The organism is Massilia sp. Soil_C_3 (assembly GCF_057657035.1).
In genome coordinates this window covers 362,288-387,463 of the sequence record NZ_JBDGJG010000008.1, presented here as the reverse complement: position 1 = coordinate 387,463, position 25,176 = coordinate 362,288, and the positions used below count along the sequence as shown (strand labels likewise).

Sequence of the window (25,176 nt, the reverse complement as noted above, 5' to 3'; positions counted from 1 at the left end):
GTTGTAGTGTCATCCATAGGACGTATTGTCTCCTATTTTGGATGTCCACCAAACCCGGGCTATCTCAGAGTCGAATTATTGGCCAATTGAGTTACTGAAGTTGTCAAACAATTTTACTCCGACCCTAATTATGGATTGGGCTGGGGCGGTAAGCGCGCACGGCTCGGTGGGGTAGGTTGTAGAATTGGTGGCAATTTTATTGTCTGGAACTTGCCATGCCGCGTCTTTTGCATTGTGTTGTGTTCGGCTTGTTGTTTGCGTCGTGTCAGGCGGTTTTTGGGCAGCCGCGTGGCTTGTTGATCCAGAATGCCTACGTCGTCAGCCTCGATCCGCAGCAGGGCGAGCGGCGCGATGCGGATGTGCTGGTTCGGGATGGGCGAATCGTTGCTGTTGGGCGCGAGCTCGAGGCGGCGGGGGCGGAGCGGATCGATGCGCGTGGGATGATCTTGCTGCCGGGGCTGGTCGATACGCATAACCATTTGTGGCTCAGTGCGGCGCGCGGGCAGTTTCGCAATACGCTTGATACCGACTATTTCGCGCTCAAGAAGCGGCTGGGGCGGCACTATACGCCGGATGACGTTCGCATCGGCACCTATTTCGGCGCGGTCGAGACCCTGGCGTCGGGCGTCACGACCACCGTCGATTTCTTCCATAACCTGCGCAGTCCGGCGCACCTCGATGCGGCTGAACAGGCGCTGCTGCGAAGCGGCATCCGCGCGCGGTTGCTGGCGGGTGCGCATGACGATCTTGGCGCGGCCGAGAGCGTCGATCTCGAGCTGCTCGCCGCCGCGGCGGCGCGGGCGCGGCCGGGGCGGGTCACGCTGGGGCTGGGCTGGCGCGGCGTGGGGGAGGGCAAGGCCGACGTGGCCGCCACAGGCCGCCGCGAGATCGCGGCCGCGCGCAAGCTCGGCTTGCCGGTCTCGGTGCATTCCGGCGGCAAGCGCAACGGCGCACTGGCCGCCAGTGGACTGTTAGGCGAGGATGTGCAGATCGTGCATGCCACCGGCGCCACGCCCGCCGAGCTGGCGGCGTTTCGAAAGGCCGGCAGCGCACTGTCGCTCACGCCGGTCACCGAGCAGCGGGTCGGCTATGGCCTGACCGTGCTGGACGACTACGCGGCCGTCGGGCGCATCGGCCTGGGCATCGACGGCACGGCGCTGGCCGGCAGCGCCGACCTGTTCGCCAATATGCGCCTGCTCGCGCTCACCGCATCCGGCGCCGGGAAAAAGGAAACGGCAATCGCGCCGCGCCGCATCCTCGAACTGGCGACGATCGAGGCGGCGCGCTCGATCGGCATGGACGACCAGATCGGTTCGATCACGCCCGGCAAGCGCGCCGACCTGATCCTGCTCGACCCTGGCGCCCTGAACATGGCCCTGGCCGAGGATAGCGATCCCTATGCCCTGATCGTGTACTCGGCCACGCCGGCCAACGTCGATACGGTGATCGTCGATGGCGTCGTGCTAAAGCGCGGCGGGCGCCTGCTCGGCGTCGACGTTCCCCAGGTGATGAAAGAGGCGCGCGCCTCGATCGACGCAATCCTCGAACGCCCAGGGCTGAAACCTCAATAGGTTTGCGCCGCCGGATTGGCGTGCAATAGCAGCGTGGCGCGCAGGCCCGGATGGTTGTCTTCCAGCGTCAGGCTGCCGCCATGCAGGCGCGCCACGGCCGAGACCACGCTCAGGCCCAGGCCCACGCCCGGCGTGCCGCGGCTGGCGTCGACCCGGTAGAAGCGCTCGATCACGCGCGTGCACTCGTGCTCTGGAATGCCCGGGCCGTTGTCGGCCACCACCACCGCCACCCGGTCGGCGTCGAGGCGGCGCGCGGTGATCGCGATCGCGCCGCGCACCGGCGCGTATTTCAGGGCGTTGTCGGCCATATTGCCCAGCGCCTGGGCCAGCAGCACCGGGTCGCCCACCACCCGCAGATCCTCGGGCGCGTCGAAGCCGAGGTCGATGTCCTTCAGTTCGGCCACCGGGCCATAGAATTCGGTGACCTCGGCGCCCAGCGCGGCCAGGTCGACCTCGACGAAGCCGCCGCGCCGGCTGCCGCTGTCGATCTCCGCCAGGCGCAGCAGCGCGTTGAAGATGCCCATCACGCGATCGACGTCGTCGATGGCGTCGTCGATTTCGGCGAAGGTTTCTTCGCTCGGCGGGCGCGCCACCGACAGTTCCTCGAGCCGCGCGCGCAGCTCCGACAGCGGCGTACGCAGGTCGTGCGCGATCGCGTTCGACACGTCCTGCACCCCCGTCACCAGATGCTCGATCTGGTCCAGCATGCGATTCACGGTACGGGTCAGCTGCTGCAGCTCGTCGCCGTCGCGCGGCTCCACCAGGCGGTGCGACAGCTTGCCCTCGATGATCGAGGCCGTGGTCTGGCTGATGCGCTGTACCCGTCCCAGGAGCGCGCGCCGGATCAACACGCCGCCCAGCGCGGCGCCCACCAGCACCGCCAGCGCGCAGCCCAGCAGGCCATAGGCGAACAGGCGCTCGAGCTGCTGGAAGCGATCCAGGTTGCTGGCCACCAGCAGCATATAGCCGTCTTCGAGCGTCACCCGCACCAGCTCCACGTTGCGCGGCTTGTCGTCGACCCGGATCGTCACCTGGCACAGGCCGTCGCGCTCGGGCACGCCCTCGGGCCACTCCGGCAGGTTGCCGGCCAGCTTGGCGCCGTCGGGCGCCACGAACAGCATGATCTTGCGCACGCCGTCGTTGACGCCATGGACCTGGCTGTCGATCGCCGCCGCCAGCGCCGGCGGCCCCTGGCGCTCGAACAGATTGCGCAGATGCCGGGCGTCGGTCTTGAGCAGCTGGGTGCGCACCTCGCCGATGTTCTTGTGCCAGGCGAACCACAGCGGCGCGGCGAACATCGCCAGCACCACCAGGGTGACGACGGCGTAGCCGATCGCGATGGTGCGGGCGGAAAAACTGGGCAGGCAGAGGTTCAAGACGGATGCCTCACGGCTGGTCGGTCAGCATATAGCCGGCATTGCGCACGGTGCGCAGCAGCGGCGTGGCAAAACCCGCGTCGATCTTCTGGCGCAGCTTGCTGATGTGGACGTCGATGACGTTGGTTTGCGGGTCGAAGTGGTAATCCCACACGTTCTCAAGCAGCATGGTGCGCGTCACCACCTGGTTCGCGTGGCGCAGCAGGTAAGTGAGCAGCTTGAATTCGCGCGGCTGCAGCGCCACCGGTTTGCCGGCGCGCGTGACGCGGTGCGACAGCATGTCGACCGACAGGTCGCCCAGGCTCATCACGGTTTCCACCGCCTGGCTCTGCGAGCGACGCAGCAGGGCGTCGAGCCGCGCCAGCAGCTCGCCGAAGGCGAACGGCTTGGTCAGGTAATCGTCGCCGCCGGACCGCAGGCCGCGGATGCGGTCGTCCACGCCGTCCAGCGCGGAGAGGATCAGGATCGGCACCCGGTTGCCCTGCTGGCGCAGCGCTTCGATGATGCCGAGGCCGTCGATCCCGCCCGGCAGCATGCGGTCCATGACGATCGCGTCGTAAGGCTCGCTGACGGCGTGGTACATGCCGTCGCGGCCGTTGTCGGCGTGGTCGACCGTATGGCCGGCCTCGGTCAGCCCCTTCTTGACGAAGCGGGCCACGCGTTCATTGTCTTCGACGAGTAACAGTTTCACGGCGGTCTCAGTGGGAAGCTGGCATTGTATCCGGTGTCTCGGCCTCGGCCTTGGGCGCGTGGGCCCCCGGCGATGGCGGCGGTGGTGCGTGGATCGCCGGCGGCTTGGCGCGGCCTGCGACGATCACGTAGAACAGCGGAATCAGGAAGGTCGCCAGGAAGGTCGCCGTCAGCATCCCGCCGATCACGCCGATGCCCAGCGCGTTCTGGCTGCCCGAGCCGGCCCCGCTGGAGATCGCCAGCGGCAGCACGCCCAGGATGAAAGCCATCGAGGTCATGATGATCGGGCGCAGGCGCACTTTCGACGCTTCCATGACCGCCTCGACCAGCTCCATGCCCTGCATCTGCAGCTCGCGTGCGAATTCCGCAATCAGGATCGCGTTCTTGGCCGACAGGCCGATGGTGGTCAGCAGGCCGACCTGGAAGAACACGTCGTTTTCCATGCCGAAGGCGGTGGCGGCGCCGAGCGCACCGAGCACGCCGATCGGCACCACCATGATCACCGAGATCGGGATCGCCCAGCTCTCGTACAGCGCCGCCAGGCACAGGAACACGACCAGGATCGACAGCGCGTACAGCAGCGGCGCCTGGGCGCCGGCCTGGGATTCCTGCAGCGAGATGCCGCTCCATTCGAAGCCGATGCCCTGCGGCAGCTGGGCCGCCAGGCGGGTCATGATGGCCATCGCCTCGCCGGTGCTGTGGCCGGCGGTCGGCTGGCCCACGATCTCGGCCGAGGTGATGCCGTTATAGCGCTGCATCGACGGCGAACCCCACGACCAGCGCGCGCTGGCGAAGCTCGAGAACGGCACCATATCGCCCTGGCCGTTCCTGACGTGCAGGAGCTTGATATCGTCCGGGTTCATGCGGAACTGGGCGTCGGCCTGGACGTAGACGCGCTTGATGCGGTTGTCGGTGTCGAGGAAGTTGTTGATGTAGCGCGAGCCCCAGGCGGTCGAGAAGGTCTGGTCGACCAGGGTCAGGTCGATGCCCAGCGCGGCCGCCTTCTCGCGATCGATGTCGATCTTGTAGGTCGGGTTGTCGGCCTGGCCGGTGAAGCGCACCCGGGTCAGGGCCGGTTCCTTCGCCGCCAGTTCCAGCAACTGGTCGCGCGCCTTGGCCAGCGCGTCGCGGCCCAGGCCGCCGCGGTCCTGCAGCTGCATCGTGAAGCCGGTGGCCGAGCCCAGGCCGCGGATCGACGGCGGCTCGATCGGCACCACCTGGGCGTTTTGCAAGTCCTTATAGCGCGCGGCGATCCGGTTGGAGAGCGCCGACACGTGCAGGGCGTCGTCCTTGCGCTCGGACCAGTTACGCAGGCGCACGAACATGCGGCCCACGTTCTGGCCGCGCTGGCCCTGGGCCGAGCCGTTGATGACCATGGTCGCCTCGACCATCGCCTTTTCGTCGTTCAGCAGGTAGTTGCTGATCTCGTCGAGCACCTTGCCGGTCACTTCCTGGGTGGTGCCGGCCGCGGTCTGGACCTGCACAATCATATAGCCCTGGTCTTCCTTCGGCAGGAAGCCGCCCGGCAGGCGCAGGAACAGCGCTGCAACGACGCCGATGATGAACAGGTACACCACCATCCACAGCGTGCGGCGGCCCAGGATGCTGCTCACCGCGCCCAGGTAGCGGTCGCGGCTCTTGTCGAAGGAGCGGTTGAACCAGCCGAAGAAACCCTTTTTTTCGTGGTGATTGGGGTCGACCGGCTTGAGCATGGTCGCGCACAGCGCCGGGGTCAGGGTCAGCGCGATAAAGGCCGACAGTAGCATCGAGGCTACAACCGTCAGCGAGAACTCGCGGTAGATCGCGCCCACCGTGCCGCTCGAGAAGGCCACCGGCACGAACACCGCCGACAGCACCAGGGCCACGCCGATCAGCGCGCTGGTGATCTGGCCCATGGCCTTGACGGTCGCTTCCTTCGGCGGCAGGCCGTCCTCGTGCATCACGCGCTCGACGTTCTCGACCACCACGATGGCGTCGTCGACCAAGAGGCCGATCGACAGCACCAGACCGAACATCGACAGCGTATTGACGGTGAAGCCCAGCGCCGCCATGATGCCGAAGGTCCCCAGCAGCACGACAGGTACCGTGATCGATGGGATCAGGGTGGCGCGGAAGTTTTGCAGGAACAGGTACATGACCAGGAACACCAGCACGATGCCCTCGATCAGGGTGTGCACCACGCCGCTGATCGATTGCTCGATGAAGGGCGTGACGTCGTTCGGGTACACGGTGCGCAGGCCCGGCGGGAAGAATTCGCCCAGCTCGGCCAGGCGGGCGCGCACCGCGACCGCGGTGTCGAGCGCGTTTGCGCCCGGCGCCAGCTGGATGCCCAGGCCCGATGCCGGCTTGCCGTTGTAGCGCACGTCGACATGGTAGTTCTCGGAGCCGAGCGCCACCCGCGCCACGTCCCCGATGCGTACGCTCGATCCGTCAGGCTGGACCTTGACCAGGATGCGCTGGAATTCCTCCGGTGTGCGCAGCAGCGTCGCCTGGGTGATGGTGGCGTTGATCGATTGTCCCTGCACCGCCGGCGTGCCGCCCAGCTGGCCGCCCGAGACCTGCACGTTCTGGGCCCGGATCGCCGCCGTCACGTCCAGCGGCGTCAGCGCATAGGCGGTCAGCTTGACCGGGTCGAGCCAGATCCGCATCGCGTACTGGGTGCCGAACACGTTCATGCTGCCCACGCCCGAGATGCGGCTGAGCGGATCCTGGATGTTCGACGACACGTAGTTGGCGATGTCGAATTTGGTCATGCTGTCGTCGTCCGACACGAAGGCGGCCACCATCAGGAAGTCGCTGGTCGACTTGGTCACCCGCAGGCCGGTCTGCTGCACCTCGGCCGGCAGGCGCGGCACGGCCGCCTGGAGCTGGTTCTGCACCTGCACCTGGGCGATGTCGGGATCGGTGCCGGCGGCGAAGGTCAGGGTGGTGGTCGAACGGCCCGAATCGTCGCTCGAGGAATCAATGTACAGCAGGTTGTCGATCGCGGTCAGCTGCTGTTCGATCACCTGGATCACGGTGTTCTGCATGGTCTCGGCCGAGGCGCCCGGGAAGTCGGCCTGGATCTGCACCGACGGCGGCGACACCGGCGGATACTGCTCGATCGGCATGCTGTACAGGGCGATGCCGCCCGCCAGCATGATGAGCAGAGAAATGACGATCGCGAAGATCGGGCGCTGGATGAAGAACTTTGGCATCGTCGCTTATCCCTGGCGCGCCGGGGCCGGCGCTGGCGGATTGGCCGGCGCCGCCTGCGCCTGGCTGGCCGGCGCCGACGGTGCGCCGATCCGGACCACGGTGCCGGGACGCAGCTTCTGGGTGCCGCTGACGATCACACGCTCGCCTTCCCTCAGGCCTTCGTCGATCAGCCAGTAACCGTCGACCAGGGCGCCGGTGCGCACGGTGCGCAGCTGGGCCTTGTTTTCGCGGTCGACGACCATGACGGTCGCGGTGCCTTGCGGGGTGCGCGAGACGGCCGGCGCCGGCACCCGCATCACGGCCTGGCGCACGCCCTGGCTGACGCTGGCGCGCACGAACATGCCGGGCAGCAGCAGCTTGTCGGGATTCGGGAAGCGCGCGCGCAGGGTGACCGCGCCGGTGGCCTGGTCGACCGTCACGCCGGAAAACTCGAGCGTGCCGCTGCGGCTGTAAGTCGTGCCGTCTTCCAGGGTCAGGCTGACCTTGGCGGCGTTGGCGCCGTCCATGCGCACCCGGCCGGCGGCGATCTCGCGGCGCAGGGCCAGGCCGTCGACGCTCGACTGCTGCAGGTCGACGTACATCGGGTCGATCTGCTGGACGGTGGTCATCAGGGTCGCGGCGCCGCCCTGGACATAGGCGCCTTGCGTCACCGCCGACACGCTGCTGCGGCCGGTGATCGGCGCGTCGACGCTGGTGTAGCCGAGATTGATGCGGGCGGTCTCGACGGCCGCCTTGGCGGCGGCGACGTCAGCCGCGGCTTCCAGCTGGGCCGCTTCGGCGTTCTCGAATTCCTGCTTGCTGACCGCGTTTTCCTTCACCAGCACCTGGTTGCGCTTGAGCTGGGAGGCGTTGCTGGCCAGCGTGGCCTGGGCCCGCTGCAGCTCGGCCTCGGCGCTGGCCAGCGCGGCGCGGTAGGGCGCCGGGTCGATCAGGTAGAGCGGATCGCCTTTCTTGACGTCGGCCCCTTCCCTGAAGCGGCGCTCCTGCACGATGCCGTCGACCCGGGCCCGGACCTCGGCCAGCAGGAAGGGCGCCGTGCGACCCGGCAGGGCGATGTTCAGCGCCACGTTGGAGGTGTTCATCGTCAATACGGCCACCTCCGGAACGGTGGGCGCGACGGGTTTCGGGTCTTTGGCGCAGGCGGACAGCAGCAGCGCCGCCAGCAAGGCGGCGCCGAGGGCCGGCTGGCGGCGCAAGGAAGTGGTCGAGGGCATGTGGTTGGATCCGGATTACAAGGTTGAGAGCGATATTTTCCCTACCTTCGATCATGCCCGGCGCCGGCTTAAGCGGGGGTGTGCGAATTATTAATTTTCGTTAATGTTGTCCTTCAGCTGTGCCAGAATAGTCAATGGATGAGCGATAGCCTGTTACCGCAGAGTGGAAAAGTGCAACTCGGCGCTCCCGGCCGCGGGCGGGGGGAGTATGCCCGCCGCCATGGCCTGGGACGGGAAGTATCCGCGTCTAATGTCCGACGGTTTCGCCGCGCGCGAAGGCCAGCAGGTCGGCGTTCACCCTGTCCTTGTGCGTGTCGGTCAAGCCATGCGGCGCCCCGGCATAGGCGATGAAGGTCGCGTGCGGCACCAGGCGCGCCGAGGCCCGGCCGCCGACGTCGATCGGCACCACCTGGTCGTCGTCGCCATGGATGATCAGCGTCGGCTTGTCGAATTTCCTGAGGTCATCGCGAAAATCGGTTTCGGAAAACGCTGCGATCGAGTCGTAGGTATTCTTGTGTCCGCCTAACATTCCCTGCAAGAACCACGACTGGATCAGCCCCGGCGACGGTGTCGCGCCCGGCCGGTTGAATCCATAGAAGGGGCCGGAGGGGATGTCGAGGTAGAGCTGGGCCCGGTTCTCGAGCTGGCCGGCGCGGATGCCGTCGAACACGTCGCGCGGCACGCCGTCCGGGTTGTCGGGGCGCTGCAGCATCAGCGGCGGCACCGCCCCGATCAGGACCAGCCTGGCGATGCGGGCGGTGCCATGGCGGCCGACGTAGCGCGCCACCTCGCCGCCGCCGGTCGAGAAGCCGACCAGGCACACATCATTAAGGTCGAGCAATTCGAGCAGCTGGGCCAGGTCGTCGGCGTAATGGTCCATATCGTTACCATCCCAGGGCTGGCTCGAGCGCATATGCCCGCGCCGGTCGTGGGCGATGGTGCGGAAGCCGTTGTTCGACAGATGCAGCATCTGCGCTTCCCAGCTGTCGGCGCCCAGCGGCCAGCCGTGGCAGAACACGACCGGCCGGCCACGGCCCCAGTCCTTGTAATAGATGTCGACGCCGTCGCGGGTCGAGAAATAGGCCATCGTGTTTCCTTTCGACGTGGTGGAGGTGGCCCGGCATGGATCAGATGCCGGGGTTCGTCGATTGTTCCGGATCGGCGGCAAGGCGTTGCCGACCGGATCAATGATTAGAACTGGTTACGGAGTCCGAACACGATATTGCGTCCCCGCAGCGGCGCCTGGGCCTTCACGAAGGACGCGTGGCTATAGGCCAGCTCATCCGTCAAATTCGTGCCGCTAAGGTAGAGCTCGGTCCAGCGCCTGGGAGCGTGCTGGAAACGGTAAGCCAGGGTGGCGTTAAGCATATTGTAGGCATCGGTGCGCGTCTCCAGCGGCGCCAGCCGGTCTTGCGTGAAGTGGCGGTAGACTTCCAGTCCCGCCGACAGCGGCCCCCAGTCGCCCTGGTAGCGGGCGCCCAGCCGTGCCGGCGGGATGCGCGGCAGATAACCTTTTTCATCGCCGAGCTCGGCATGCACATAGTCGCCGAAGACGGTCACGCGCGAGGCTGGCGTGAGGCGGTAGCTGGCCTGGCCGTCGATGCCCTTGAAACGCGCCTTGCCGGCCGTATAGATCAGGAAGTGGTGGGCGAGGCCGTTGCGGGTTTCGGTTTCCAGCGCGTGGGCGTACACATAGTCATCGACGTCCTGGTGGAATAGCCCGACTTCGAACTCGAACGGCCCCCCGGTCTTGCGCAAGGTCAGGTTCAGCGCGTCCGATTTTTCCAGGACGTCGCCACGGAAAATGCCGGCTTCCCCAAGAATGGGATCGATGAACTCCCAGTCGGCCAGCAAGCCCAGTTCATAGCTATTGGTGGCGAGATTGTTGCCGAAGGCGAATAGCTCACGCATATTCGGCGCCCGCTCGGTGCGCGCCAGCGCCAGGGCGGCCGAGTAGCCGCCGCCAAGATTCCAGGTCGCGCCGATCGACGCGGAGAGCGGACGATGCTTGCGCTCGGGGTTTCTGCTGACATGGCCCTCTCGCATGCTCGCTTCGAGGACCTGGCGCCAGTTCGGGCCGTCCATCTGTTCATAAGAGGGAATATATTCCTCCGGTACCCGGATGAAAAACTCCCCGGGAATCGGCACGCTGACCGTGCGCCAGTCCTTACGCACGGCGAGCTCGACGTCGACGGCGCCGAACGCGCGCCGTTCGCTGAGGAAGAGCCCGGTGTTTTCGGTCACGTAGCGCGTCTGCCCTTCGAACCCGTAAAAGTTGGTCGAGGGCACGTGCAGGTCGATGAGATTCAGCCCGCCGAAGGTGCCGTCCGTGTACTGCAGGCCGAGCGTACCGGTGAATCCGAGCAAGGGCCTGTGGGTGAGTTCGAGGCGGCCATCCTTGACCTTGTTGCTATAGCGGCTGTACAGGATCGGGCCATCGATCTCGTCGTGCTGGTAGTCGGTGTGCGAAGCGCGGAACCTGAGGCCGGAAAAGCCGGGCAGCGGATCGGCATAGTCGGCCCGGACATCCACGCGGTCGCTGCGCAAGTCGATCCAGGCCGTGTCGGAGTCGGGATTGTCCAGCGGATTCTGGTAACTCCCATGCCCCACGCAATGCAGGTCGACCCGCACAGGATTGAAATAACCGTGCAGGTGGCACACGCCATTCGCATGGCTGTGTCCCGGCAGGCCATATTCGTTGCGCACGCGCGTATAGGCCGCGCCGATATAGCCTTTTTTGGTGATCCACGAACCGCCCACGCTATAGCTCTCGCTGTCGGCGAAGGAGTCGCGCAGCTTGTCGGCGCCGAAGGCGGACGGCACCGCGTATTCGCCGGCCTGGCGCTTGGCGCCTTCGGCATGCACGGCGAAGTTGCCGCTGCCGGCGGTGACGCGGCCGACCACGGTTTTCTCATTGTCGCCAGTGCCGTAGCGCACTTCGGTGGCGCCAGTGACGCCGCCCTCGGGGACCAGCTTGGGCACCTTGCTGTCGATCAGGTTGATCGCGCCACCGGTCGCGTTGCCGCCGTAGCGCACGGCAGCCGGCCCGCGCTGGACCTCGATGGCGTCGAGCAGCAGCGGATCGGTGGCGATGCCATGGTCGGGGGAGACCGACGACACGTCGAACAGGTTGGCGCCATCGCTGAGCACTTCGATGCGCGGCAGGGTCTGGCCGCGGATCACCGGCCTGGCGGCGCCGGCGCCGAAATTGTCGAGGTGCACGCCAGGCAGGCCGGCCAGCGTTTCGCCCAGGGTGCCCATGCGGCGCCGCACGAGATCCTGGCCCGACAGCGTCTGCACTGGCGTGACGGTCAATGGGGCGTCGTCGGCGCGGCGGGCGGTGACGACGACGGTGCTGTCGGGCTCCGCTTCTTGCTCGGCGGCCAGCGGCAGGGCGGGCGCCAGTACAAGGCAGGCGCCCAGGATGGGAAGGCGTTTCATGGTAGTCCTTTCAGGGTGATCAAACAGTTGTTGCTGACGAGACGGCGTGGGCCATCTCATCCAGATACAGTTGCTCGAGCTCGAGCGCCGAGACCTCGTTCGCGCGCAGGGTGCGCAGCAGGCGGCCGTCGCGCATCAGGCCGATGGTGGTGGCCACTTCACGCGCGCGGAACAGGTCGTGGGTGGCCATCAGCACCGCCGCGCCGGCGTCGCGCTGGCCTAGCAACAGGCGGTGGAACTCGGCACTGGCCTGCGGGTCGAGTCCCGAGGTCGGCTCGTCCAGCAACAGGCCGCGCGCCTGGCGCGCGATGGCCAGCGCGATCGCGACCTTCTGGCGCATGCCTTTCGAATAGCCGGCGGCGCGGCGCTCGACTGCGGCGGCCGGCACCCCGGCCTGCTCGAGCCAGTCGCGCAGGCGCGCCGGGGTACGGTCAGGCACACCGGCCAGCCCGGCGAAGTAATCCAGGTTTTCCAGGCCGGTGAGTTCCCCGTACAGCGCCACCTGCTCCGGCAGGTAGAGCAGGCGCCGGCGCGCGGCCAGGGGATCCTTCTGGACGTCGATGCCATCGACCAGGGCCAGGCCCGAGGTCGGCGCCAGGAAACCCAGCAGCAGCTTGATGGTGGTGGTCTTGCCGGCGCCATTGGCGCCGAGCATGCAGAAAATCTCGCCCGGCGCGATGCGCAGGTCGAGGTTGTCGAGGGCGCGCTGGCCCCCGAAGGATTTGGATAGCGCTTGTGCGTGCAGCATGGTGGACCTCATTCGGTGAAGGTGGCGTGGCGGCGTAGACGGCGGCCGGCGGCCAGCAGCAGAGCGGTCATACCGAGGACGATGACGGCGGCGTCGAACAGCAGGGCGCCAAAACGCTCGACGGGCGGCGCCTCGCGCAGCAGGAAGCGGGGCAGGCCGCGGTCGTAGTCGGCGACGGTGAGCAGGCGGTCCTCGTCCAGGTGGCGCCGCACGAGCTGGCGCACCTCGAGCAGGAAACCGTGGGCCTGGTCCTGGAAGTGCAGGGCGCGCCCGGCGTCGCTCCCGGCCAGCTGTTCCAGCGCGTCCTGCAGCGCGATCGCGGGCGAGACCACGCGCAGGCCGTCGAGCCAGGCCAGACGCTGCGCCTGCTGCGCGCGGTAGGGCCGGAGTGCCTCCTGGATCAGCAGTTCGCCGCGCTCGACTTCGAGCGCGCGGCGGCGCAGGCTGTCGGGGATGTTGGGCGCGGGCACGCGGTCGGGCGCGACCGCGGTACGCAGTTCGGCGCGCGCCTGCATCGCCATGGCGCGCAGCGCGTTCGCGCGCTCGGCCTGGCTGACCGGCGGCGCGGCCAGGTCGGCCACGCCCAGGGCCAGCGCCGGCAACAGCACGACCAGGCCCAGCCAGGCGGCCAGGCAGCCCAGCGCCGCCTGGGCGGCGTTGCGGGCGACCAGGTTGAAGAGCAAGGCAAGCACGAGCCAGAACAGCGCGTACAACAGGACCAGGCCGCCGGCCTGCAGCAGCGCCACCGGCCCGGCCTTGCTCGCGAAGGCAAGGGTCGCCACGACGGTCACCGCCAGCGGCAGCGCCAGCAGCAGCGCGCGCGCCGCCGCCTTCCCCGCCAGCAGGCGCGTCGGCGTGACCGGTTGCGACAGCAGCCATGGCGCCATCCCGCGCTCGCGTTCAAACGCGAACAGATCGAAACTCCCTGCCAGCACCAGCAGGGGCAGCAGCCACACGATCGCGAAGGCCAGGTCGAACCGGCCGGCCGCGAGCACCGCCGGGTTTTCCATTCCGGCCGTATGGCGGTCGAAGATCGTGTTGCTGGCGACAAACGGAAAGATAGTCGCCGCCATCGGATAACCCTCGGCCTGGCCGACCGTCAGCAGCGCCAGTTCGCCCGGAGGCAGGGTGGCGCGCAGCGACATCGCGGTGGCGTACAGCGCGCCGCCGTAGCGCGACTTGTTGTCCGGCGTGACCTGTTCGGCGAGCTGGGTGCGGCGCATGGCGTGCGTTGCGCGTTCGTCCTCGAGGATGAGCGCGAGCGTGGCCTGGCGCCCCTCGACCCAGGCTGCGCCGTTCCACGCGGCACAGGCGCACAGCACGCCGAACAGGAGCCACAGCGGCAGCAGCCAGCGCCCGCGCAGCAGGCGCCGTCCTTCCATGCGGATGATGGTCAAGGTCGCATTCATGCCCCGCCCTCCAGCCGGCGCACGGCCAGGCGCATCAGCAGCAGCGCGCCGCCCACCCAGGCCGCCAGCGCGGCAAACGGTACGGCCGTGCGCGGCAGCAGCTCGCCCAGGGGCAGCAGCTGCGGCGCGAACGCGATGCCGCGCGTGATCGCCGCCACGTCGCTGGCGTACTCGCGCATCTGCGGCTTGCGATTGAGCTTGATGTCGCGGTTGAGCGCCTGCACCGTCTCGTAGCGGTAGCGCTCGGCCTGGGCCAGAAAGTGGCGGTGCGCTTCCATATCGGTGCGGGCCAGGCTGGACGACAGCGCGCGCAGGGCCAGCAGTGGCGAGAGCGCGCTGCTGGCCAGCGCCAGGCGCGCTTGCGCCGCGTAACCGTCGTACAGCCGGGCGACGTGGCGGTTGTAGATGTCGGCGGTCGCCTTCTCGCCATGCTCGAACAGCAGGCCGGCGTAGTTGATCGGCAGCTCGTCGATGTGCCTGACGCCGTAGCGGGCCAGCGTGGCCTTCTCGAATGCGGCGAAGCGCACGTCGCGCGGGCTGTGGCCGTCCGGCCCCTTCATCACTTCCTCGGTCACGGCGGCCTCGAAGGCTTCGGCGCTCGGCGTCGGATGGCGCGCCTCGGCCAGCATGGGCGCCAGCATGGGCGCCAGCACCGCCGTCACGATCCAGAACGCCAGTGCGCCGAACAGTGCCGCGCGGCTGCTCGCGCTCCAGGCCGAGATGGCCAGCGTGACGCCGAGGAAGGCGGTCCAGTACAAGCCATGGGCGGCCAGAATCAGGCCAAGGGCCGCGAAGTGGGCGGCGCTCCAGGCCGGGATGGTGGCCAGGGCCGCCAGCACGCCCACCAGCGCCAGGAGCAGCAGCAGGGCGGCCGCGCAGGCGGCGAAGCGGCCCAGCATCAGTTGCCAGGGCGTGGCGCCGGCGCCGATTTCCTGCCAGGCCAGCTGGCGCGCCCGCTCGCCGGAAAAGACGCCGAAGGCGGCGAACACGATGATCAAAGGCACCAGCACTTGCAGGGCGAAGGCCGGGCTGAAGCCACCAAAGCGGCTCAGGGCCGCGCCGCCGTCGGTCGCCCTGAAACGGCTGGCGTTCTGGACGTGGCCCTCGAGCTTGACGGTGGAACCCAGGTGGGCCGTCACGCCTGGATCGAGCACCGCCAGCGGCGCCGCCGGCTTATAGACATAGCGCCCGAAGTGGGCCGCGCCGTGCGGGTTGGCCGCGCCCTGGGCCTCCCACACCGCTTCCTCGGCCAAGGTGTCGTGGACGCGCGCGGTCTCCAGGCGCCGGTTGTCCAGCGCAGCGTCGAACAGGGCGAGCGCGCAGAGGGCCAGCACCAGCAGGCCGAGCAGACGCAGGCGGCGCTCGCGCGCCAGCGAGGTCCACTGCTGGCGCACGATCAGGCGCACGGGTGACATGGTGAATGCCATTAATAGCTCCCGCGTATGCTCAGCAGCACGCTGCGCGGGTCGCCATAGATGTTATAGGTGTTGAGGCCCCCCACGCGCGCCCAGTAGGTACGGTCGAACACGTTGTTGACGGCGAGCGTGACGGCCAGGCGGCGGTCCAGTGCATAGCCCAGCTGGGCGTTCGCGACCGCGTAGCCGCCCTGTTCGCGCACACCAGGCACGCCGGTGCCCAGCAGTGCGCTGCTGGCGGTCATGCCGCCGCCGAGGAACAGGCCGCGCATCCAGGCCGGCTGCCAGCGTGCATACAGTTTCAGGCTGTGCTTGGGCTCGAAGGTCGACCATTCGGCGCCTTCCAGCGTCGGGTGGACGCCGTATTCGGTGCGCAGGAAGGTGTAGCCGGCAGTCAGGTTCAGATCTGGCAGCGGACGGCCGCCGATCTCGAACTCGACCCCGCGCACCTTGACGTCGCCGGCGGGAACGTAGACGTCGATGACGTCGGTGGCCAGCGCGCGGTTGCGGTCGCGCGCATTGAACACGGCGGCCGAGGCGTTCAGGCGGCCGTCCAGGAACACGCCCTTGGCGCCGATCTCCACCTGGCTGCCCACGCGCGGATCGAGCGTGCGGCGCTGGGCGTCCATCTGCGATTGCGGGAAGAAGATGTCGGCGTAGGAGACGTAGGCATTGACCTCGGGCGCGATATGCCACAGCAGGGCCGCCGACGGCGTGACTTCGCCGCGTTCACGGGTGGTGGCGACGAAGGCCGTCTCCGGCGTCGGCGCGATATTGCGGGTCTCGTTGCGGTAGTTGGAGCTGCGCGCGCCCAGCGCCAGGGTGAACGGGTCGGCGAGCGAGAGGAAGGCCTGGGCATAGGCGCCGCTCTGGTTGACACGGTTGGCGTTGCCACGGGCGAAGTCGCCGCTTGGTTCCGGCACACTGTTGGGGTTGAAAATATCGACGTTCGGCACCGCCGCATAGGTGACCGACTGGTTGTCTGCCACGCGCCGGTCGAAGTTGTAGCCGACCGTCAGGCCGTGGCGGCGCCCGAACAGGGAGAACGGGCCGCTGGCGAACAGGTCGGCCGCCTCGCGCTCGAAATCCAGCCCGGCCTTGCGGCGCGCGTAGGTGGCGGTATTGTTGGCGCGGTTCACGCCGGTGCTTGGGTAGCCGTCCTTGTAGAACTTGTCGACGTTGCGGCGTACGGCGCGCGCCCGCACCTCCCAGCCCGCCGCCAGCTTGTGCGCCAGCTCGGCTTCCGCCTGGCTGGTGGCCCATGCCATGCGGTTCCAGGACGGATACACATGGGTCTCGCGCGGCGCCTCGATGAAGGCGCCGTCGCTCCATGCCGGCAGGCCCATGGTGGTTGAGTCGAGGTCGTCGACCTGGCGCGTGAAGGCAAGCGACAGGGTCGTGCGCCGCGCCACGTCAGCGTCCAGCGCCAGGTAGCCGAGCCATTTGCGGTCGTGGGTGATGTCGTGGAAATAGTCGCGGTCCTGGAAGGTCGCGACCGCACGGGCGCGCAGTGTGCCGGCGGCGTTCAGCGGCCCGCCGGCGTCGATCTCGACCCGGCGGTTGTCGTAGGAGCCAAGGCTGACGGCGCCCGAGAACAGGGGCGCGCGGCTGCCGCGCTTGCGCACGAAGTTGATCACGCCGCCCGGCTGGCCGGCGCCGGCGGTCACGCCCGACGGTCCGCGCAGCACCTCGACCCGCTCGTAGACCGCCAGTTCGAATTCCTGCTGGCCGCTGCCGGCCTGGCTGGCGGGAATGCCGTCATAGCTCAGTTCCATGGCATAGCCGCGTGCGCGGAAGTCAGGATTGGCGCCGTCGAAGGGCATCACGCTCACGCCCGGCGCCTGCTGCATCAGGTCGCCCAGGGTGAACAGGTTCTGGTCGCGGATCCGTTCGGCACTGAACACGGTGGCCGATTGCGGGATGTCGATCAGGCGCTGCGGCATCTTGCCGCCGACCGTGGCCTGCGACGGCGCATACGGCTCTTCCAGGCTGGCGTTGACCACGACCTGTGGCACTTGCTGCGCGGCGGCGTGGCTGGCTGCGTGGCCGGCGAGGGCGGCGCCAAGGCACAGGCCCATGAGCGTGCGGCGCGGCACAGGACGGGGTGCGGTATCGAAAGGCTTCTTCATTCTTCTTCCTCGAGGCGTGCGGCGGCCGCGTCCCGCCTTGGGCGGAACGCGGCAACGCCGCTGGTTGATGCAACGGCGTTGCGAATTCAGGCGCGCGCCGGCCGGACGGCCGAGCGCGGACGCGCACGGCCGATGCCGGCGTGCGGATGGATGACGATGTTCATGGTGCGGCGAGGACCCGGTGCATGGCCGTGGCCCGTCAGCGACGGGTCAGGCCGAAACGAGAGGACGCACGGACGCGCGTCTGGACAATCCAGGGCGCCGGGCGGACTTCAGGTGCAGCGACGGATCAGGCGAGGGGCGGGGCGCGCGAGCGGAAGGCCAGCGCGGGCGCGGCCTGGATGCCGCGCGTGGGGACGGCGTGGTGAACGACGACGGCCGGATCGGCCGGTTGAAGATGGAAGGTGGACGCGGGCAGGGCGGCCGCGAACTGGGCCGCGGCGACGCACAGTTCGCAGGCGTGGGCCGCGAATTCCTGGGTGTCGCTGCTCAGTTCCTGGGCTGCTGTCGCCGCGATCGTCGCGGCCGGCGCCAGGTGGCTGACCGCGTGCGACAGCGACGCCTGCTGGGTGAGCAGCAGGAACAGCATCAGCAATAGTGACAGCGGTCGACGCACGGTCCGGATCAGCCTTGGCGTAAAGCCCTTGAAAGGTGGTCGCAAACAGGATGCGACAAAAAGGGCTTGCAGTATAAACCAGGGTGCGTGGAAGGGTTTATATATTTTTGCTAGCCAGAATGAAATCAACGGGCTTCGCTTGTGGTGGGGAGGCCACGCAAGATCTTGAACAGCCCGCTCTTCAGTTCCGGCAGGGCAACTATTCACGTAAAATCGGTCAGTTACGTCCTTCATATGAACGCTCATTGATGCGTATGCCAACTGTCCGGAATCTGCCGCGCATCCTGCTTCCCCGTGGACTGGCAGGCTATATGGCGCTCGCAACTTCCATCCTGTGCGCCGTCCTCACCATCATCCTGGTCGCCCTGGTCCAGAACCAGGCGCGCGACCACGTGCGCGAAAGCATCGGCTTCGGCCTGGGCGAGCTGGCCCAGCAGGCCGCGGACAAGCTCGACCGCGGCATGTACGAACGCTACCGGGAAGTCAATCTGCTGGCGCGCCGCATCGGCGACCTGGGTCCGCTCGCGACCCTGGAATCGCAGCGCCGCCTGCTCGACGACGCCCACCGCAGCTATGGCTACTACAGCTGGATGGGCATCGCGACCGTGGACGGCGAGGTCAAGGTGGCGGCGCGCGGCCTGCTCGAAGGCGCCAATGTGGCGGCCCGGCCGTGGTTCACGAACGCCCTGGCCGGCATCCACATCGGCGACTTGCACGAAGCGCTGCTGCTGGCCAAGCTCCTGCCATCGGTGAATGGCCAGCCGCAGCGCTTCGTCGACGTCGCGTTTCCGATCGAGGACCCCGACGGCCGGCCGCGCGCGGTGCTGGGCGCCCACCTGTCGTGGCAGTGGGCGCGCGACGTCGAGCGTTCGGTGATCGAGCCGATCCAGGAGGGACGCCGGGTGGATGCCCTGATCGTCGATACCAAAGGCCTGGTCCTGCTCGGACCGCCCGGCCTGCAGGGCACCACCATCGATACCGCCAGCCTGCGCCGCGCGCGGGGCGAGCGCGGCATCGGCTATGTGCTGGAGCGCTGGAGCGACGGCAGGGAATACCTGGTCGGCTACCGCAAGACCGACGGCTACGCCGATTATCCCGGCCTGGGCTGGACCGTGCTGCTGCGCCAGGAGGCGGGCAATGCCTATGCGCCGGTGCACAAGCTCGGCCAGTATGCGCTGTGGACCGGCGTGGGCCTGGCGGTGCTGTTCTCGATCGCCGGCGCGCTGGTGGCGAACTGGATCACCCATCCGATCAAGAACCTGCAGGTGTACGCGGACCGCATCCGGCGCGGCGTGGTGGCGCCGCTGGTGCCCGACGCGCGTTCGTATGACGAGGTGCGCAGCCTGGCCAGCGCCCTGAATACGCTGCTGGAGGACCTCGTGCGGCGCGGGCACGAGCTGGAAGAGCTCAACCGGACGCTGGAGCAGCGGGTGAGCGAACGCACCCAGGAACTGGCGAGCGCGCTGGCCATCGTCCAGCAGAACGCGCAGCACATCAACACCATCATCGAGACCGCCCACGACGCCTTCATCGGCATGGACCTGGACGGCGTCGTCACCGACTGGAATACCCAGGCCGAGCGCATGTTCGGCTGGCGCCGCCACGAGGCGATCGGCCGTCCGCTGGCCGAGCTGACCTTGCCGCCGCGCTACCACGACTCGCTGCGGCGCGCCATCGTCGAGTTCCGCACCACCGGCCACACCGATGCCCTGAACCGCCGCGTCGAGCGTATCGTGCGAACGCGCCAGGGCGAGGAGTTCGCCATCGAGATGACGGCCGGCATCGCCGGCATTGGCGAGCGCAGCTTCTTTTCCATCTTCCTGCACGATATCTCGCTCAGGAAGCGCGTCGACCAGATGAAGAACGAGCTGGTGGCGACCGTGTCGCACGAGCTGCGCACGCCCCTGACCTCGATGCGCGCCTCGCTGTCGCTATTGAAGAGCGGCGCGGCCGGGCCGATCGACGGCGAAGTCGGGGAACTGGTCGAGATCGCGCATCGCCATTGCGAGCGCCTGGTGCGCCTGGTGAGCGATATGCTGGACGTGGAAAAGATCGAATCGGGACGCCTGTCGGCGCATCCCAAGCCGCAGCCCCTGATGCCGATCGTCGAGGACGCGCTGGGCGCGATGCGGGTCCAGGCCCATGATACGCAGGTCGAGCTGCGTAGCGCCTGCGCAGCGGGCCTGGAATGGCTACCGGCCGAGGTCGACCGCGACCGCATCACCCAGGTCCTGATGAACCTGCTGTCGAATGCGCTCAAGTATTCGCCGCCGCAGGCCGCGGTCGAGGTAATGCTGGCGCGCAGCAGCCGCGGCCTGCGCATCAGCGTGGCCGACCGCGGGCCGGGCATCCCGCCCGCGTTCCGCGCGCGCATCTTCCAGCGCTTCGCCCAGGCCGATGCGGGCGCGGACCGCAAGACCAGTTCCGGACTGGGGCTGGCGATCAGCCGCCAGATCATGGTCGAGCATGGCGGGGAGCTGTCGTTCGAGGACCGCGCGGGTGGCGGCACCTGCTTTTACGTCGACCTGCCGCTGACGGCGGCATCGCAGCGCGCACTCGCGGCCTGAGCGTCTCGGCCAGGGTTTCAGCCGGCTTCCTGGTCGGCCGTCCACACGGCCAGTTCGTAGCCGTCGGGATCGACGAAATGGAAGCGCCGTCCGCCGGGGAAGGAGAAAGTCTCCTTGCTGATGCGGGCGCCGGCGTCGACGACGCGGCGCAGGGTCGCTTCCAGCTCGTTCGAATACAGGATCACCAGCGGGCCGCCGGCGCGCACCGGGCCGTCGGTCGTGAAGCCGCCGGCCAGGCGGCCGTCGCGGAACTCGGTATAGCCGGGACCGTAGTCGATGAAGGTCCAGCCAAACACCTGGCCATAGAAAGCCTTGCTGCGCGCGATGTCGGCGACGTTCAATTCGATGTTGTCGATCTGGTGGTGGTTGCCTTGCGTGCCCATGGACGTCTCCGGAAGTGAGGTGGACACGTGATCTTACGCCAACCCGTCGGTCAACCGTCCAGCAATCCCGCCGCCGCCTCCACCAGCGCCTCGGGACTGAAAGGCTTGACCATGTAATGATCGGCCCCGGCGGCCAGGCCGGCCGCGACGTCGCTCTGCTGGCCGCAGGCCGACAGCAGCATGATCTTCATGCCGGCAGTCGCCGGCGCGTCCTTCAGCTTGCGGCACAGTTCCAGGCCGCTGATGCCTTCGCCCAGCCAGACGTCCAGGATTAGGAGGTCGGGCACGGATTGCGCCAGCTGGGCCAGCGCGGCCTCGGCGCTGGACGCCTGGGCCACCTCGCCCAGCGAACGCAGGGTCAGGCGGATCAGCAGGCGCAGGTCGGGCTGGTCGTCGACGACGAGGATGCGGCGTGTCGTCAAGAGGCCTCCGGATCGGTGGGCGCGCCGTCGCGCGGCAGCCAGATCGTCACCCGGGTGCCGTCGCCCGGCGTCGAGGCGATCTCCACCAGGCCGCAGTGGACGTCCACGATTTCGCGCACGATGGTCATGCCCAGGCCGTTGCCCGGCACGTCGGGCAGGGCGCCGGCGCGCCAGAAGGCGTCATACACCTGGTTTTGCTGGTCGGGCGTCAGGCCGACGCCGCGGTCGCTGACGGTCACGGCGGCGCCCGGCCGGCCGTCGCGTGCCTGGGCCGCGATGCCGATCTCGACCTGGCTGTCCGGCGCCGAATAGGCCAGGGCGTTGGCCACGATATTGGCCAGCGCCTGCTGCACGCGCTGTGGGTCGGCCTGGACCTGCGGCAGGTCCGGTGACGGGTGCAGCACGATGCGGGCCGACTGCGCCGCGTCCTCGATCCCGGCCTGCACCTTCTCCATCACCTGGGCCAGGTCGAGCGGCGCCGGATGCAGCTGGTCCGAGCCGCCCGAATCGATGCGCGCCAGGTCGAGCATCTGGTTCACCAGGCCGATCAAACGATTGGCCTGGCGGTGGATGATGTCGATCAGCTCGCGCCCGGTGGCGGCGTCGAAGTCGCGCTTGAGCAGCAGTTCGGAAAAGCCCAGGATGCTGGCCATCGGGGTGCGCAGCTCGTGGCTGGCGGTGCGGAAGTAATCGTGGCGGCGCCGGTTGGCGGCGCGCACCCGTTCCTGCTCGGCGCGATGCCAGGCCACGTCGCGCACCGTCGCCACCAGGTAGGCGCGGCCGTCGAGCGTCATTTCTGCGATCGAGACCTCGGCCGCGAAAGCGCTGCCATCCACGCGCCGGCCCGTGCCCTCGTGGCGGTCCACCGCCTTCGGCTGGATCCCGATCAGGGCGCCCGACGCCTGGCCGGCCAGCGCCTCGCAGGGGGCGCCGAACATGCGCTCGGCGGCCGGGTTGCAGGACTGGATCGTGCCGGCTGCGTCGAACAGCAGCACGCCGTCCGGCAGGTGGTCGAGCAGGGCGCGCACGGTCGCCGCGCTGCGCCGCTCGCGCTCGGCCACGGCCTTGAGCTCGAGGGCGGCGACCTCGTTGGCGACGATGCCGGCCAGGTCGCGCAGCAGGGTGCGTTCTTCGGGGCCGAATTCGCGCGGGACGCGGTCGATGATGCACAGGGTGCCGATGCGTGCGCCGTCGCCGATCTCGATCGGCGAGCCGGCGTAGAAGCGGATGCCGGCATCGCCCAGGACCAGCGGACTGTTCGCGAAACGGGCGTCTTCGCAGGCGTCGCGCACCACCATTACATCGTCCTGCAGGATCGCATGGGCGCAGAATGAGGCCGAGCGCGGCGTTTCCGGCAGCGGCAGGCCGACCCGCGACTTGAACCACTGGCGGTCGGCGTCGATCAGGCTGACCAGGGCGGTCGGCACGTCGAACAGGCGCGCCGCCAGCCGCGTGATGCGGTCGAAGCGTTCGTCCGGCGGCGAATCCAGGAGCTCGAGGTCGATCAGTACCTGCAGGCGGCGCGCCTCGTCGGCGGGCAGCGGAGCGGAAGTGTGGAGTGTCTCGTTCATTATCATTGGTGTGCTTTGGCGTGCGTTGGCTATTCTGGCCTGCTCAGGATGTCGCCGGCAGCCGCGCGGTGACCGCCGCGCGCAGGGCCGCGAGCGGGGCCGGCTTGGTCAGATAGGCGACGTCCGCCGGCAGGCCCATGGCCAGCACCATCGGCTTGTCCATGCCGCTGACGACGACCAGCGGCAGGCTGGCGGTGGCCGGGTTGTTGCGCAGGGTGCGGATCATGCCGAAGCCGTCCAGGCCCGGCATGTGCAGGTCGCTGACCAGGATGTCGGGCCGCGCTTCGCCGATCCGTATCAGCGCCTCGATGCCGTTGCTGGCCTTGCGCACCGCGAGGTCCAGGCCCCAGGTCGAGATCTCCAGCTCGTACAGGCGCAGCAGCATGGCGTCGTCGTCGACGATCAGGACGCTGCGCGCGCAGGCGGTCGGCGCGATCGGGCGCGCTGCGGGCAGCGGGCGGGGCGCGCCGCCCATGGCGGTGCGGCGTTCGGACAGCAGGCGCTCGACCGACTCGACCGCGATGCGGCGGTGGCCGCCCGCCGTCTTCCAGGCCTGCAGTGTGCCGTTCTCGACCCACATCTGCACCGTGCGGTGCGATACGCCGATCCGCTCGGCGGCCTGCCTGGTGGTGCAAAAGGCGGCCCGGTCGAATGAAGGTCCCTCGGTGACTTGCTGATCGGCGATTTTCATATTTACTGATTTTACTGTTTCACATTTGCCTGTCAAGGGCAAACCACAGGTAGATCAAATTACCGCAGAGCAAATCGATGGCGGACGGGGCTGGTGTGGTGCAAGCGGTACACCGGCCCCGCCGGGACGGGCCAGCATGCCTTACCCCACCCCGTCGTCAGTGATGGCGGGGGGCAGGTAAAGTGTGACTTCCGTGCCCACCCCCAGCTGCGATTCGAGCGTGATCTGGCCGCCGTGCAGGTCGACGATTTCCTTGAGGATGGTCATGCCCAGGCCGCTGCCGGGCACGCTGGAATCGCGGTCGACGCGGTAGAAGGCGTCGAACACCTGGGCCTGCTGCTGCGGCGTCATGCCCAGGCCCCGGTCGCGCACCCGGACCGCGACCAGGGGCCGCCCGTCGCGCCGTTCCAGGCGCGCCTCCACCGTGATCGGCGTGCCGGGCGCCGAATACTTGATGCTGTTGCTGACGATATTGGTCAGCGCCTGCTGCATCTTTTGCGCGTCGGCCGCCAGCGGCGGCAGGTCGGGCGCGAGATCGGTGCGCACGCGGTGGGCCTGGCCCAGGCCCTCCAGGCTTGCCAGGGTTTGTTCTACCAGCGCCGGCAGCGCGACCGCCGCGAGCCTGAGTTGGGAGGCGCCGCCGGCCTCGATGCGCGCCAGATCGAGCAGCTGGTTGACCAGGTCGACCAGGCGGGCCGATTCGCGGTGGATGATCTCGACCAGCTCGCGCTGGGTGGCCGGATCGAAGTCGCGCTTGAGCAGCAGCTCGGAAAAGCCCAGCACGCTCGACATCGGCGTGCGCAGCTCATGGGTGGCGGTAGCGAAGTGGTGGCGCCGCCGCTCGTCGGTGGCGCGCGCGCGTTCTTCCTGGGCGCGGCGCTGGGTGATGTCGCGCACGGTGACGGCGAACTTCGGGCGCGCGGCCCAGGCCATGCGGCAGTACGAGAACTCGACCGGGAAGCGGCTGCCGTCCAGGCGCCGCGCGCCCGTCTCGTAGGGCGTCCCCTCGACCAGCAGGCCAGCGCGGCGCCGGGCGACCAGGTCTTCGTCGAGCAGCTCGGCCAGCGCGCGGCCGGCCAGCAAGGCGCCACTGGCGCCGAAGATCTTCTCGGCGGCCGGATTGGCGGCGACGATCACGCCATGCACATTGAGCATCAGGATGCCGTCCGGCAGGTGGGCCACCAGGGCCTTTTCCCAGCCTTCGGGCGCGGGGCGGCCGGCCGGCCGCGCGCGCAGCTCGTCGCCGGCGATCGCCGCCAGGTCGCGCAGCGTAGCCATCTGGTCCTGGTCGAACTGGCGCACCTGGCTGTCGATCACGCACAGGGCGCCGACCCGGCTGCCGTCGGGCGCGGCCAGCGGAATGCCGGCATAGAAGCGCACGCGCGGCTCGCCCAGCACGAAGGGGTTGGCGGCGAAGCGCGGGTCGTGCCGCGCATCTTCGATCACCAGGCCTTCGGGGTGCTGGATGGTATGGGTGCAGAACGAGGTCGCGCGCGCCGTTTCGTGCAGGTCGATGCCGACCCGCGACTTGAACCACTGGCGCTCGGCGTCGACCAGGGCGACCAGCGAGATCGGCACGCCGAGCAGGCGGCAGGCGAGGCGGGTGATGCGGTCGAAGCGTTCTTCGGGCGGGGTGTCGAGCAGTAGCAGCTCGTGCAGGGCCCGCACGCGCGCGGCGTCGGGCTGGGGATCGGGCAAGGCGGTACGAACGATCTTGTGCGGCTCGTGTCGCATT

Annotated in this window: 18 protein-coding genes; 2 read left to right on the top strand and 16 right to left on the bottom strand. The window is 68.5% G+C overall.

The genetic code is table 11. The features are described 5' to 3' along the window. Positions 1–293 precede the first annotated feature (293 nt). The gene (locus tag AC3A6F_RS18835) at positions 294–1,571 is read left to right on the top strand and encodes an amidohydrolase family protein (RefSeq protein ID WP_487683399.1); all 1,278 of its coding nucleotides are present in this window, start codon (positions 294–296) and stop codon (positions 1,569–1,571) included. On the opposite strand, the gene AC3A6F_RS18830 is transcribed toward AC3A6F_RS18835, so the two are convergent. From AC3A6F_RS18830 to AC3A6F_RS18780, 11 genes are all read right to left on the bottom strand, one after another. Next, the gene (locus AC3A6F_RS18830; RefSeq protein WP_487683397.1) at positions 1,565–2,947 is read right to left on the bottom strand and encodes a sensor histidine kinase; all 1,383 of its coding nucleotides are present in this window, start codon (positions 2,945–2,947) and stop codon (positions 1,565–1,567) included. The two genes, AC3A6F_RS18835 and AC3A6F_RS18830, sit on opposite strands and share 7 nt — an antisense overlap. Positions 2,948–2,957: 10 nt before the next feature. Next, positions 2,958–3,638, bottom strand: a complete 681-nt coding sequence (locus tag AC3A6F_RS18825) for a winged helix-turn-helix domain-containing protein (protein WP_123067707.1) — start codon at positions 3,636–3,638, stop codon at positions 2,958–2,960. A 7-nt stretch (positions 3,639–3,645) separates the two neighbouring features. Further along, positions 3,646–6,834, bottom strand: a complete 3,189-nt coding sequence (locus AC3A6F_RS18820; RefSeq protein ID WP_487683395.1) for an efflux RND transporter permease subunit — start codon at positions 6,832–6,834, stop codon at positions 3,646–3,648. A gap of 6 nt (positions 6,835–6,840) precedes the next feature. After that, positions 6,841–8,049, bottom strand: coding sequence for an efflux RND transporter periplasmic adaptor subunit (locus AC3A6F_RS18815; protein WP_487683393.1), 1,209 nt, complete (start codon positions 8,047–8,049; stop codon positions 6,841–6,843). A gap of 247 nt (positions 8,050–8,296) precedes the next feature. Continuing rightward, the gene (locus AC3A6F_RS18810; RefSeq protein ID WP_487683391.1) at positions 8,297–9,136 is read right to left on the bottom strand and encodes an alpha/beta fold hydrolase; all 840 of its coding nucleotides are present in this window, start codon (positions 9,134–9,136) and stop codon (positions 8,297–8,299) included. A gap of 104 nt (positions 9,137–9,240) precedes the next feature. Further along, positions 9,241–11,490 carry a TonB-dependent receptor domain-containing protein gene (locus AC3A6F_RS18805; protein ID WP_487683389.1) on the bottom strand — a complete coding sequence of 750 codons (2,250 nt, stop codon included), beginning with the start codon at positions 11,488–11,490 and terminating at the stop codon, positions 9,241–9,243. 19 nt (positions 11,491–11,509) lie between these two features. Beyond that, positions 11,510–12,238, bottom strand: a complete 729-nt coding sequence (locus AC3A6F_RS18800; protein ID WP_487683387.1) for an ABC transporter ATP-binding protein — start codon at positions 12,236–12,238, stop codon at positions 11,510–11,512. 8 nt (positions 12,239–12,246) lie between these two features. After that, positions 12,247–13,647, bottom strand: a complete 1,401-nt coding sequence (locus AC3A6F_RS18795; RefSeq protein ID WP_487683385.1) for an ABC transporter permease subunit — start codon at positions 13,645–13,647, stop codon at positions 12,247–12,249. After that, complete coding sequence (locus tag AC3A6F_RS18790; RefSeq protein ID WP_487683383.1) at positions 13,644–15,074, bottom strand: DUF3526 domain-containing protein; 1,431 nt, start codon at positions 15,072–15,074, stop codon at positions 13,644–13,646. The genes AC3A6F_RS18795 and AC3A6F_RS18790 overlap by 4 nt, the downstream gene beginning before the upstream one ends. Continuing rightward, positions 15,074–17,191, bottom strand: a complete 2,118-nt coding sequence (locus tag AC3A6F_RS18785; protein WP_487683380.1) for a TonB-dependent siderophore receptor — start codon at positions 17,189–17,191, stop codon at positions 15,074–15,076. Before AC3A6F_RS18785 ends, AC3A6F_RS18790 begins: the two co-directional genes overlap by 1 nt. A 289-nt stretch (positions 17,192–17,480) precedes the next feature. Further along, positions 17,481–17,807, bottom strand: a complete 327-nt coding sequence (locus AC3A6F_RS18780; RefSeq protein WP_487683378.1) for a hypothetical protein — start codon at positions 17,805–17,807, stop codon at positions 17,481–17,483. Between the two features lie 311 nt (positions 17,808–18,118). Here AC3A6F_RS18780 and AC3A6F_RS18775 point away from each other — a divergent pair, with 311 nt between their 5' ends. Continuing rightward, a complete protein-coding gene (locus AC3A6F_RS18775; RefSeq protein WP_487683376.1) occupies positions 18,119–20,374 on the top strand; it encodes an ATP-binding protein in 2,256 nt (751 codons plus the stop codon). A gap of 17 nt (positions 20,375–20,391) precedes the next feature. Here the strand turns inward: AC3A6F_RS18775 and AC3A6F_RS18770 are convergent, their stop codons facing one another. From AC3A6F_RS18770 to AC3A6F_RS18750, 5 genes are all read right to left on the bottom strand, one after another. Continuing rightward, the gene (locus AC3A6F_RS18770; protein ID WP_487683374.1) at positions 20,392–20,757 is read right to left on the bottom strand and encodes a VOC family protein; all 366 of its coding nucleotides are present in this window, start codon (positions 20,755–20,757) and stop codon (positions 20,392–20,394) included. Between the two features lie 50 nt (positions 20,758–20,807). Continuing rightward, a complete protein-coding gene (locus tag AC3A6F_RS18765) occupies positions 20,808–21,179 on the bottom strand; it encodes a response regulator transcription factor (RefSeq protein WP_487683372.1) in 372 nt (123 codons plus the stop codon). After that, positions 21,176–22,750: a sensor histidine kinase gene (locus AC3A6F_RS18760; protein WP_487683370.1), complete on the bottom strand. Its 1,575-nt coding sequence runs from the start codon at positions 22,748–22,750 to the stop codon at positions 21,176–21,178. The genes AC3A6F_RS18765 and AC3A6F_RS18760 overlap by 4 nt, the downstream gene beginning before the upstream one ends. A gap of 43 nt (positions 22,751–22,793) precedes the next feature. Next, entirely contained in the window at positions 22,794–23,441 is a 648-nt protein-coding gene (locus AC3A6F_RS18755; RefSeq protein ID WP_487683368.1) for a response regulator, read from the bottom strand. A 141-nt stretch (positions 23,442–23,582) separates the two neighbouring features. Then, positions 23,583–25,175, bottom strand: coding sequence for a sensor histidine kinase (locus AC3A6F_RS18750; protein ID WP_487683366.1), 1,593 nt, complete (start codon positions 25,173–25,175; stop codon positions 23,583–23,585). Position 25,176 lies beyond the last annotated feature (1 nt).